The sequence below is a fragment of the Psychrobacter sp. AOP5-GZ1-6 genome (genome assembly GCF_052376345.1).
Lineage (GTDB): Bacteria > Pseudomonadota > Gammaproteobacteria > Pseudomonadales > Moraxellaceae > Psychrobacter.
The window spans coordinates 1-9,204 of the sequence record NZ_JBQSVP010000122.1 but is presented as its reverse complement, the minus strand read 5'-3'; the positions used below and the strand labels follow the sequence as shown (position 1 = coordinate 9,204).

Annotated in this window: 9 protein-coding genes; 7 read left to right on the top strand and 2 right to left on the bottom strand. The window is 39.7% G+C overall.

Annotation, left to right across the window (positions count from 1 at the left end; genetic code table 11):
• The first annotated feature begins 499 nt into the window (after positions 1–499).
• The 3 genes from ACT3RN_RS12645 to ACT3RN_RS12635 all read left to right on the top strand — a co-directional run bounded on the left by ACT3RN_RS12645 (position 500) and on the right by ACT3RN_RS12635 (position 3,559).
• Positions 500–1,216 (top strand): response regulator, encoded by a 717-nt coding sequence (locus ACT3RN_RS12645; protein ID WP_192518623.1) that lies wholly within the window; start codon positions 500–502, stop codon positions 1,214–1,216.
• Positions 1,217–1,537: 321 nt separating this feature from the next.
• A complete protein-coding gene (locus tag ACT3RN_RS12640; RefSeq protein WP_192519374.1) occupies positions 1,538–3,223 on the top strand; it encodes an ATP-binding protein in 1,686 nt (561 codons plus the stop codon).
• Positions 3,224–3,379: 156 nt separating this feature from the next.
• Entirely contained in the window at positions 3,380–3,559 is a 180-nt protein-coding gene (locus ACT3RN_RS12635; RefSeq protein ID WP_192519375.1) for a hypothetical protein, read from the top strand.
• Between the two features lie 96 nt (positions 3,560–3,655).
• Here the strand turns inward: ACT3RN_RS12635 and ACT3RN_RS12630 are convergent, their stop codons facing one another.
• Positions 3,656–5,134, bottom strand: a complete 1,479-nt coding sequence (locus tag ACT3RN_RS12630; protein WP_192519376.1) for an ATP-binding protein — start codon at positions 5,132–5,134, stop codon at positions 3,656–3,658.
• A 446-nt stretch (positions 5,135–5,580) separates the two neighbouring features.
• Between ACT3RN_RS12630 and rpsP the strand changes: the two genes are divergently transcribed.
• The 4 genes from rpsP (at position 5,581) to rplS (ending at position 8,010) form a co-directional block, all read left to right on the top strand.
• Positions 5,581–5,850 carry a 30S ribosomal protein S16 gene (gene rpsP, locus ACT3RN_RS12625; RefSeq protein WP_068038349.1) on the top strand — a complete coding sequence of 90 codons (270 nt, stop codon included), beginning with the start codon at positions 5,581–5,583 and terminating at the stop codon, positions 5,848–5,850.
• A gap of 148 nt (positions 5,851–5,998) precedes the next feature.
• A complete protein-coding gene (gene rimM, locus ACT3RN_RS12620; RefSeq protein ID WP_192519377.1) occupies positions 5,999–6,532 on the top strand; it encodes a ribosome maturation factor RimM in 534 nt (177 codons plus the stop codon).
• A 102-nt stretch (positions 6,533–6,634) separates the two neighbouring features.
• Positions 6,635–7,408, top strand: coding sequence for a tRNA (guanosine(37)-N1)-methyltransferase TrmD (gene trmD, locus ACT3RN_RS12615; RefSeq protein WP_192519378.1), 774 nt, complete (start codon positions 6,635–6,637; stop codon positions 7,406–7,408).
• Positions 7,409–7,617: 209 nt separating this feature from the next.
• Entirely contained in the window at positions 7,618–8,010 is a 393-nt protein-coding gene (gene rplS, locus ACT3RN_RS12610; protein ID WP_192519379.1) for a 50S ribosomal protein L19, read from the top strand.
• A 218-nt stretch (positions 8,011–8,228) separates the two neighbouring features.
• On the opposite strand, the gene ACT3RN_RS12605 is transcribed toward rplS, so the two are convergent.
• Positions 8,229–8,792: a DUF4442 domain-containing protein gene (locus ACT3RN_RS12605; RefSeq protein ID WP_192992568.1), complete on the bottom strand. Its 564-nt coding sequence runs from the start codon at positions 8,790–8,792 to the stop codon at positions 8,229–8,231.
• Between the last annotated feature and the right edge of the window lie 412 nt (positions 8,793–9,204).

Genomic DNA, 9,204 nt, shown 5'->3' with positions numbered 1-9,204 from the left:
AATATTACAACCTATAATTAGTTGCTTTGTACCTATGTTAGAGTTTTTTGACTATAGTGGGTTTATATAAGTCTGACGCCATATGGCCTCTAAGTAAATTAGAAAATGCTATGGTAGAGAGATAAATATATAGTTATATTAGAGATGGTGAAATGAGATCTATCAAGTGAAGCTCAGAATATATAGGTTATTTGATTCATTAAATGAAGTTATTTATATAAATTTAAGTAGTACTAGGCTGATAAGAATCTACCTAACTGATTAATATTTATCCAAAAAGCATGATTTTTGGACGTAAACTAAAGTTTTAATGTATGTAGTTTATAGGTTTTGTTACCGACTATAAGCTATAGTATAGGAAGCTGTATGTTTAATAGTATACTGTGCTACCAAGTTTGTAACAGCTATACGAACATCAATTGCACCGCTTGATGGTGCTATTAATTTTACCGCTCTTACTTTTACTGCTTTTAAATTAGATGTATTAGAGGATATAACAATGACAACGACTGAAGAAGACAATACTCCCCGAATTTTGATTGTTGAAGATGATGAGCGTCTGGCCATGCTGACTCAAGATTACTTGGTCAAAAATGGTTTAGAAGTAGCAATTGAAACTGATGGTAATCGTGCGATTCGCCGTATCGTCAATGAGCAACCAGATATGGTCGTGCTTGATGTCATGCTACCTGGTAGTGATGGTCTGACAGTTTGCCGTGAAGTGCGCCCGCATTACCAAAACCCTATTTTGATGTTGACTGCTCGTACTGAAGATATGGATCAAGTACTAGGTCTTGAGATGGGTGCTGATGATTATGTTGCCAAACCAGCACAGCCACGTGTACTGCTTGCCCGTATCCGTGCGTTGTTACGTCGCTCAGAAAATGCACCATCAGAAGATGTGCCTCAGCGTTTAGAGTTCGGCGAATTGGTCATCGATAATGGTGGACGTTCAGTGAATTTAGGTGAGGAGTTGGTTGATTTTACCAGCGCTGAATATGACCTGCTATGGTTGCTAGCTTCTAATGCTGGTCGCATCTTATCTCGTGAAGACATTTTTGAGCGTTTACGTGGTATTGAGTATGATGGTCAAGATCGCTCAATTGACGTACGTATCTCACGTATCCGTCCAAAAATTGGTGATGATCCAGAGAACCCTAAACGTATCAAGACTGTTCGTAGTAAAGGTTATTTGTTCGTTAAAGAAGGCAACTAATTTTTGTCTATCTAAAACAAGTAATTATTATTTACAAGCATTGAATAAAAAACCAGCTAGAATGCTGGTTTTTTTGTGGCTAAAGTTTAATTTTTAAACTTAAATGCAGTGTTATGTGGTTTAATTAGGTAATTAGAGTGGGTGCTGATTAAGTAAAGGTTATATAGGTATGGCTTTAGATGAATATTATGTATTAACCAAAATACAGTAGTCCGTAGTTATCTTTATTCAACCGTTCTCAGAATTATTCAGCATATAATACAGCGCTTATATGTTGAATGATATCAGCAGTTTTTATTTATTAAGTTGGTTACGGCGCGTATGTCATTAGTCTCTTCTTTAAAACACAGTATCTTTGTTCGTATTTATGCAGGACTACTCATAGTCTGTCTATGTGTGGCATTGTTTGCTCAGTTATTGATGGATACCATTAATAAAGAGCGTGTACAGTCTTATCGTGAAAGTATGGCAACAGGTGCCTTTCATTTGGTGAGCGAAGGCATTGCGCATCAGAGAAATGAAGAGCAGCGTGAATATTGGTTGTCTGACGCTAGCAGTTTATTTGGTGCAGAGTTTAGTATTGTACCTATTGACGAGGTAGATTTTAATGCCAGTGAATTGCGACGTTTTGAAAATGGAGATACGGTTGTTCGCTATGTTGCTCAGCCTGTATACGCTGATGTTTATTATCGTTTGCCTGATAAGCAAAGCGTCTTAACAGCAAGAGTAACGCAAGTGACCGAGCAGCAAGTAAGAGCCATAGCGGTGTTTCTCTTGGATGATTTGTCTTACCATATGACGTTGTCTGATAAACGTGCACGTTTGGCTCAGTTAGAAGAAAAGTTCTCTTTTCCGTTAGAGTTTAAAGCAGTAAACACACTTAATTTAGATACAGATCAAATGGGGCGCTTGCGCCGTGATGAGGTGGTTATCTCATTACAAGATACCAATAGTAGTAAAAGTTCGGCTATCAAAATAGTTGTACCCTCTGAAATCAACGATATGGCGATTTTGATCGGTCCAGTACCGTTATTCAATTGGTTCCCACTCAATTTAATTATCAGTATGATCCTTATCAGCATGTTTTTGATTAGTTTAGGTGTCTATGCATTGATTTTCCCGCTTGAGCGTAAATTGCAGTTGATTCAGGTTGGTGTCAATGAAGTCAGTAAGGGCAATTTGGACATTCAGGTTCAAGTAATAGGACAAGATGAAATTGCGCGCTTATCTGCGACTTTTAATGCGATGACTTCACATATCAAACGATTGATTGAGTCGCAGCGAGAGTTGACAAGAGCAGTGTCACACGAATTACGTACCCCTGTGGCTCGTATTCGCTTTGCTGTTGATATGCTTGCTGATACTGACGATGAGGACTCACGTTTTATGCAACGTGATTATATCGATGAAGATATTGAGTCGCTTAATGGTTTGATTGATGAGATTTTGACCTATGCAAAGCTAGAGGAAGGTTCGCCCAAGTTGGATTTAGAGCCCGTCAATTTAAGAGAGTTACTTGAGCAGATAGAGCGAGAAACTAATGCTTTGGGCAAGCCAATAAAAATTGTAACCAAGCTACCAAGCGCTAAAGTGACGGCCGTTGCAGATAAACGATATTTACATCGTGTGATCCAAAATCTTGCAGGTAATGCACTACGTTATGCAGAGACGACGATAGTCATTAGTGCTGGAGTGAAAAAAGGCAATGCTTTTGTGAGCGTTGAAGATGATGGGCATGGGATTCCAGAGTCAGATCGTGAAAAAGTATTTATTCCATTTTCGCGTTTAGATGACAGTCGTACGCGAGCATCGGGTGGCTATGGGCTAGGTTTGTCTATTGTATCGCGCATTGCTTTTTGGTTTAATGGTAATATGAAAGTTGATGAGAGCCAAGAGCTTGGTGGTGCCCGATTTATTATGACATGGCCTATTAAGCCACTGACACAAATCCTGGCTGCTGATGAGTTGACGCAAGAAAAGAGTGAGCGTGATTTTGATGATAAGTAATAACGGGGTTTTGGATAAGGAATAGCGGATATATGAATCAATAAGCTATAGATTGGTTTGATGTCTTTAGATGAAATAATTATCAGTAGTTGATTAACGATAAATGTTTCAAAAATAGTTTTTTGAAAACAGCCTAGAAGCAAAGGAAGATAAAGAATGCCGTATTTATTTGGTGGTTTGGTCGTGTTAAATGCGATAACATTGGGTTATTATTTATTCTTGCAGCAACCATCAACAACTCAAACATTAAAAGCAGCAAAAGAAAGCATTACCCAGCCGTTAGAGTTTACTAATAGCGCCAACTATATCCCTCCTACTATTGGAACTAGAGACTAGGATATACGGAGCATTGCTAGTCTTTAGTAATCAAGGTGCTTTTTTAGAAGTATTTAAAACCACCATCAGGTGTTTTTGAGTATGTATTATCAATACTTAGTATTTCTTATCTAGCACATCATCATTGGACACAAGGGTGTCTTCTGTATCAGAAGCGATGGTCTGATCTCCAGCAACTTTAGACAGTAAAGGAATATGTACACAGACTTGTAGACCACCATCGGGGTGGTTGATTGCTTCGACCTTACCATGATGTAATCCTGCAATTCGGCTAACGATAGCCAGTCCCAGTCCACTACCTTGTGTGGTACGTGCGGTCTCTCCACGTTCAAATGGTTGCATAATACGTTCTAACTGGTCTTCTGCAACGCCATCACCGCAATCACGTACACATATCATTAACTCTTCTTGAGCTTCTTTATTAATCGCGCTTTCAGTAACTACCTCACTATCTTCAGTTTCAACTGTTTCTGTAAAAGTTGGTACAACAGTGGCTGAGAGATAAATAGGTGGTTTGCCATAACGATTTGCGTTATTGACCAAATTGATAATCAGGCGTTTGATAGATAACGGTCGTACGGGTACAACCTTGTCACACTCTGACTGATAAATAAACTTTATTGGCGCAAACTGCACCATAATCTCATTAAATATGGTATCTAAATTGGTCAAACTCACTGGTTCGTCCGAGCCGTCTTTCATAAAAGAGATGAACTGCTCTAAAATCGCATCCATATCTTCAATATCGTAAATTAATCCTTCCCGAAAAAAGTCATCTGGTAGCATTTCTGCCGTCAAACGCATGCGAGTCAATGGTGTACGTAGGTCATGTGAGATACCAGCAAGCATAATGGTACGTTCTTTTTGCGCTTGGTTTAAAGTGGTGAATAGGCGGTTAAATGCCATATTGACCTGACGTATCTCTGTGGGACCTTTTTGCGTGGGTAAAGTGGTTGCATGACCAAGACGAATATAGTTGGTTGCTGCACGTTGCAAATAGCGTAATGGACGGTTTAGCTGCCTGGCTAGTAGGATAATGGTTAGTAGCGATAAAATAGGTAGCCCAATGAGGAAGAGCACCAATAACCCAGGACTGTACTGTGAATAATAAACCACTGGTTCACGAATCCAAAAACTGTCATCACGACTATCTTGTATCCAAAGCTGCGGTGTTGGCTTGAATTTAAAGTACACCTCAACAGGACGACCTAACTGCGCACCAATTTCACGTTGCAACACATCGGTAAAGACTCCAACAAAAGCCTTATCAGACACTTCTGGAAAGTCGTTAGGATTATTTACCACTACGACATGAGAGTGCTGATAAATCCATTGGCGGACCTTAGGGTTATTTTGCCAATCTTTATTAACACTATTTATTAGTTGTAGCTCGCTTGTTAAATAGCGAGCATGATTTTTTAGCTCCGGTAAATAAAGGCTACGCCAAAAGAATAAAATCGATAAGCCAACACTAATAAGGACAATGAAGGAAACCATCAAAGTTGTCAGCCAAGTATTGGAGTAGGAGCGTGCTAGCCAACCTTTACGACGTGGTTTTGGGTTTGAGATAGTCATATAAATCCAACATATTGAAAAAGATTTTATTAGAGTATGTTTAAGCGTTATCGTACTTTAGCTTTGTGAAAAGCAAAGCATTAGCATTGCGAGTATCATCGCTTTTATTCTGACGACATATAGTGTTATTAAGTGATTGGGTAAATAGCACATAGTCGATGCTCTATAGATTAACACAATCATCTAGGGATACTGAGCGCTTTAGGGTGGTGTGTCATTTATAAACCATTTCGATATCTACGGATGATTATGTTAACAATCTGATATCAAGGATAGTACGATATGGTAGTTTGAAAAGTGGTGGCAATTCGCAATTATGTTCACATCCACTAGCGTTTAAGCTATTGTTAATAAATAATTAAATAAGCATAGTTTATGTTTTCAATAAATAAAGACTGTGATATAATTATGCCCTTTTTGGTATACCTGCGAAAGAGAGAATTCACATGGTTGTTATTCGTTTAGCACGGGGCGGTGCCAAGAAACGCCCATTTTATCAAGTTGTTGTTGCTGATCAACGCCGCGCGCGTGACGGTCGCTACATTGAAAACATCGGCTTTTTTAACCCACTCGCTAAAGAGTCTGAAGAAGCAGTACGTCTAAATATGGAAGCGTACAATGCGTGGATCGCAAAAGGTGCACAACCTTCAGATCGCGTTGCTTCATTAGTAAAAGCTTACAACAAGTCTGCCGCTCAAACTGAAGCAACCGCTTAAGTTTTTGTTGTTATAGACTTTAGAAAACATAGCGTAACTGGCTTGGCCAGGGTACGCCATTAACTGTTTATCGCTTTTGATTGCGTTTATCGCTTTTGATTGAAATGTATTTACAATTGCTGTTTTAATCAATGTTAGGTTAGCCGTTATGTCATCCACTCCAAACGCTAGTGCCCTTATGAAAATTGGCCAGCTTAAAAAGCCTTACGGTATTAAAGGTTGGCTTTGGGTGTTTAGTGATACAGAAGATCGTACGGCAATATTTGACATGCAGCCGTGGTGGATGAAAACTGCCACTGGCATGAAACCTTTAACTGTTAAAGCTTGGCGTAAGCAGGGCACAGGAATTGTGGCTCAATTTGAGCAGATTCCTGATCGCAATGTTGCTGAGACCATGAACGGTGTTACCGTTTGGGTCGAACAAGACGTTTTGCCTGAGACAGCTGAAGACGAATATTATTGGTCGGATTTGGTCAGCTTGCGGGTGATGAACGAGCAAGATGAATATTTAGGCAATATCACTGAGATGTTTGAGACCGGTGCCCATGACATCATGCGTGTAACGGCAAATTCAGATAGTTTAGATGGTGAAGAGCGCCTGATTCCATGGCACAAACAAACTGTAATACAGGTCGATATGACTGAAAAAACAGTGCTTGTGGCATGGCCAAGTGATTATTGATACCAGCTTTAACGAGACAAGCTTCGGCTTTTTTGTTAGTTATCATCGATAATCATACCGATTCATTTAACCATTAATAGCCACAGTGCAAGTAGATATTAGATGTATTTTGCCGTCATTAGTATTTTTCCTGAGATGTTTGCTACGATTCGTGATTTTGGTATCACAGGTCGAGCAGTCACTCAGAATCAAGTGGCGATTGAATGCATTAATCCACGTGATTATACCACTGATAACTATCGCCGTATTGATGAGCGCCCTTATGGTGGCGGTCCTGGGATGGTGATGATGGCTGAGCCATTGTCAAAAGCTATCGAGGATGCGCGCTTGCGGGCTAGTCAATATGGCTGCCGTGTTGACAGTGAGCACTGTCCGGTGATTTATATGTCGCCACAAGGGCAAACGCTCAGTGAGAGTAGAGTTGTTGATATGACGGAATACGATGGCATGATTTTATTGTGCGGTCGATATGAAGGCATAGATGAGCGCCTGCTATCGCAATATGTTGATATGGAGGTATCACTAGGTGATTATGTGCTGACCGGTGGTGAGCTACCAGCAATGGTACTTATGGATAGCGTGATACGTCGTCTGCCTGACATTATGGGTGATGATAGGTCTGCTGAGCAAGACTCCTTTGTGGATGGCTTGCTTGACTGCCCACACTATACTAAACCACATGAGTTCGCTGGTATGGCAGTACCTGATGTTTTACTGTCAGGACACCATGCCAATATCGCTAAGTGGCGCTTTAGTCAGCAAGTCAGTCGCACGCAAGCGCGTCGTCCAGACTTGTGGCAGGCATTTACACCAACGGTAGAACAAGCTAAGTGGCTAAAAGCATTGGCAAAAGCAGACAAAAAACAGCATTCATAAGAGTAGCGTTGATAAAAGCCATCTTATAAATGATTGATTTGATAAACGGTTAAGAAACAAATTTTGCGCAACAATAAACAGGTCATCGCATAGTGGCCTTTGGTTATAACCCATTTACGTTGCGTCTCACCATAAAGAGATGCGATTAATTATTACAAACAGGTGATATGCGTTAAGCCTCTATTATCTAATGTGAGGAGATAACTCTCATGAGCAACAAGCATCCATTAGTTCAGGTCATCGAAAATGCTCAATTGATTGAGCGCCCAAGCTTTGCACCCGGCGATACCGTTGTGGTTCAAGTAAAAGTACGTGAAGGCGATCGTGAGCGTTTACAGGCTTTTGAAGGTATTGTAATTGCTAAGCGTAACCGCGGTCTAAACTCAGCGTTTACCGTACGTAAAATCTCAAGCGGTGTTGGTGTTGAGCGTGCATTCCAATTGCATTCACCAATCATTGACAGCATTGAAGTGAAACGCCGTGGTGCTGTTCGCCGTGCGAAACTATACTACTTACGTGAGCGTTCTGGTAAATCAGCACGTATCCGCGAAAAACTTGCTCCGCGTGTAGCTGCTCCAAAGAAAACTGCCGCTAAAGCATAAGTTTGAGCAGATGCTCAAACTTGCTTAGTTGCTAAGCCTTCTATTAAATGGCAAGGCAACTAAGCAAAAGTAGATACAAGCCCTTATTAATAGGTTTATCATATAAATAAGCGGGCCATACCAAAAAAGACGAAACCCCAATCTATGCGCAAGCTAGGTTGGGGTTTTTGTATGTGGGCTTTTAAATAAAATTTAAGAGTTAGACGCTTAGCAGCGTCTTAGCTGTCACTATCCAAATTGTCTATACGACTGGTTTGATTTTTGGATTTACTGTATTTACGCAGTCTGATATATATCGTCTTTGTGACAGTCGCAATAACTTTTTGCTGTTCATCGACTATATCGACTTTATATTCACGAAAAACAGCGCCACCATCTTTTGCTAATTCTTGAATGGTAATGATTTCTGAGCTGGCAACTTTCATTCGTGCCGTTACTTTGGTATGGCCCGGTGCCACAAAATCAATATGTGAGCTTTTATCCCAGACAACATAGCTACTACCTAATTGATGCATCAGCATAATCATATAGAAGGGATCAACCATCGAGTACAAACTACCACCAAACTGAGTACCGACGATATTTTTGTTTAACGAGTTTAGTCCCATACTGACGACACATAGACCTTGGTCAAGACTTATGTGATCGATTTTGATACCTGCACCGACATAAGGGGCATAAGTGTTGATACGCAGCTTAAGTAAGTGTGGGGTTAGCAAGGGTAGGATGCTTTGTTTTGCTCGACGTTTTAAAGTCTCAAAATTGGTAGGTAGTAAACTCATGAATTCATCCTATTACTTTTTTGATTTTTTAGTTATACCGATGGCGTCAATTTTTTGAAAACTATGTAAAAGAATAAGGCGTGTTAAGGATTCACCATTTTAGCCCATATGGAAGACTATCGATTGAATTGAGGACACGCGCTGTTTGTAAATATTCAATACGTTCTAATAATTAAAGGGTATTTATCATAAGTAAAAAACAGCAAAACTGCTAGACTTAAAGCGTAACTAATGCCGAGATAGTATAAAAATTATGCCGTTAAAAGTTAACAAACGTATATAGATGTCTGTCAACAAGAGGCTTTGATATTAAGTATTAGTAGCTAATATTTGATATTTTTTGTCAATTTAATAGTTGATTAAGTTTCCAAAAAATTATAATAAAAACTTTAAGTTATGAAATATAGTGATA

Excerpts from the sequence above, each read along its gene's own strand:
- trmD (WP_192519378.1), top strand. The coding sequence starts at position 6,635 with ATGTATTTTGCCGTCATTAGTATTTTTCCTGAGATGTTTGCTACGATT.
- ACT3RN_RS12630 (WP_192519376.1), bottom strand. The coding sequence starts at position 5,134 with ATGACTATCTCAAACCCAAAACCACGTCGTAAAGGTTGGCTAGCACGC.
- rpsP (WP_068038349.1), top strand. The coding sequence starts at position 5,581 with ATGGTTGTTATTCGTTTAGCACGGGGCGGTGCCAAGAAACGCCCATTT.
- rimM (WP_192519377.1), top strand. The coding sequence starts at position 5,999 with ATGTCATCCACTCCAAACGCTAGTGCCCTTATGAAAATTGGCCAGCTT.
- ACT3RN_RS12605 (WP_192992568.1), bottom strand. The coding sequence starts at position 8,792 with ATGAGTTTACTACCTACCAATTTTGAGACTTTAAAACGTCGAGCAAAA.
- ACT3RN_RS12645 (WP_192518623.1), top strand. The coding sequence starts at position 500 with ATGACAACGACTGAAGAAGACAATACTCCCCGAATTTTGATTGTTGAA.
- ACT3RN_RS12635 (WP_192519375.1), top strand. The coding sequence starts at position 3,380 with ATGCCGTATTTATTTGGTGGTTTGGTCGTGTTAAATGCGATAACATTG.
- ACT3RN_RS12640 (WP_192519374.1), top strand. The coding sequence starts at position 1,538 with ATGTCATTAGTCTCTTCTTTAAAACACAGTATCTTTGTTCGTATTTAT.
- rplS (WP_192519379.1), top strand. The coding sequence starts at position 7,618 with ATGAGCAACAAGCATCCATTAGTTCAGGTCATCGAAAATGCTCAATTG.